The sequence below is a fragment of the Bergeyella anatis genome, assembly GCF_036016955.1.
Classification (GTDB): domain Bacteria; phylum Bacteroidota; class Bacteroidia; order Flavobacteriales; family Weeksellaceae; genus JAYWXI01.
Genome location: NZ_JAYWXI010000037.1, coordinates 2,346 through 4,074 on the forward strand (window position 1 = coordinate 2,346; position 1,729 = coordinate 4,074).

The window sequence follows — 1,729 nt, forward strand, 5'->3', positions numbered from 1 at the left end:
CTAATACCGTGGAGAATAAGGGAGTCGAACCCTTGACCTCCTGCGTGCAAGGCAGGCGCTCTAGCCAGCTGAGCTAATTCCCCCTCTATCTTAAATTAGTAGTCTCGGGCAGGCTCGAACTGCCGACCTCTACATTATCAGTGTAGCGCTCTAACCAGCTGAGCTACGAGACTGTTGTATCTCTCTTCCCTGATACTAATCTACTAGGGGTATTCTTTAAATATATCCAACCGAGTAAAAACCAAAGCAAACGACTTTAAGTAAATCCTTTTTTGTTTTTCTTGACTTTCGTCTCTAAAATGAGATGTTCCAGCCGCACCTTCCGGTACGGCTACCTTGTTACGACTTAGCCCTAGTTACCTGTTTTACCCTAGGCAGCTCCTTTTACGGTCACCGACTTCAGGTACCCCAGACTTCCATGGCTTGACGGGCGGTGTGTACAAGGCCCGGGAACGTATTCACCGCGCCATGGCTGATGCGCGATTACTAGCGATTCCAGCTTCATAGAGTCGAGTTGCAGACTCCAATCCGAACTGAGACCGGCTTTCGAGATTCGCATCACTTCGCAGTGTAGCTGCCCTCTGTACCGGCCATTGTATTACGTGTGTGGCCCAAGACGTAAGGGCCGTGATGATTTGACGTCATCCCCACCTTCCTCGCTACTTGCGTAGGCAGTCTCACTAGAGTCCTCAACTTAATGTTAGCAACTAGTGACAGGGGTTGCGCTCGTTGCAGGACTTAACCTAACACCTCACGGCACGAGCTGACGACAACCATGCAGCACCTTGAAAATTGTCCGAAGAAAACCGTATTTCTACAGCTGTCAATTCCCATTTAAGTCTTGGTAAGGTTCCTCGCGTATCATCGAATTAAACCACATAATCCACCGCTTGTGCGGGCCCCCGTCAATTCCTTTGAGTTTCAAACTTGCGTTCGTACTCCCCAGGTGGCTAACTTATCACTTTCGCTTGGTCTCTGAAGATTATCTCCCCAAAAACGAGTTAGCATCGTTTACAGCGTGGACTACCAGGGTATCTAATCCTGTTCGCTCCCCACGCTTTCGTCCATCAGCGTCAGTTGTAACTTGGTAACCTGCCTTCGCAATTGGTGTTCTAAGTAATATCTATGCATTTCACCGCTACACTACTTATTCCAGCTACCTCAACTACACTCAAGACTCGCAGTATCAACGGCAGTTCTACAGTTAAGCTGCAGGCTTTCACCACTGACTTACGAATCCGCCTACGGACCCTTTAAACCCAATAAATCCGGATAACGCTTGCACCCTCCGTATTACCGCGGCTGCTGGCACGGAGTTAGCCGGTGCTTATTCATACAGTACCTTCAGCTACCCTCACGAGGGTAGGTTTATCCCTGTATAAAAGAAGTTTACAAACCATAGGTCCTTCGTCCTTCACGCGGGATGGCTGGATCAGGCTTCCACCCATTGTCCAATATTCCTCACTGCTGCCTCCCGTAGGAGTCTGGTCCGTGTCTCAGTACCAGTGTGGGGGATCACCCTCTCAGGCCCCCTAAAGATCGTCGACTTGGTGAGCCGTTACCTCACCAACTATCTAATCTTGCGCGTGCCCATCTCTATCCGCCGGAGCTTTCAATATCAATCGATGCCAATTAATATATTATGGGGTATTAATCTTCCTTTCGAAAGGCTATCTCCCAGATAAAGGTAGGTTGCACACGTGTTCCGCACCCGTGCGCCGCTCTCATT

At 49.3% G+C, this 1,729-nt stretch carries 2 tRNA genes, 1 rRNA gene and 1 other annotated feature (1 of these 4 running past the window's edge); all 3 genes read right to left on the reverse strand.

Annotated features, from left to right (window positions below):
* Positions 1 to 270 (reverse strand) — a sequence feature (mutual gap in cmsearch alignment for this rRNA model is longer than 100); it reaches 2,345 nt to the left of the window's first position.
* A tRNA-Ala gene (locus VQ048_RS11745) sits at positions 10 to 83 on the reverse strand. Its footprint overlaps the feature before it by 74 nt.
* Positions 100 to 173, reverse strand: a tRNA-Ile gene (locus tag VQ048_RS11750). Its footprint lies within the feature at positions 1 to 270.
* 27 nt (positions 271 to 297) lie before the next feature.
* Positions 298 to 1,729, reverse strand: a 16S ribosomal RNA gene (locus VQ048_RS11755); the annotation flags it as partial.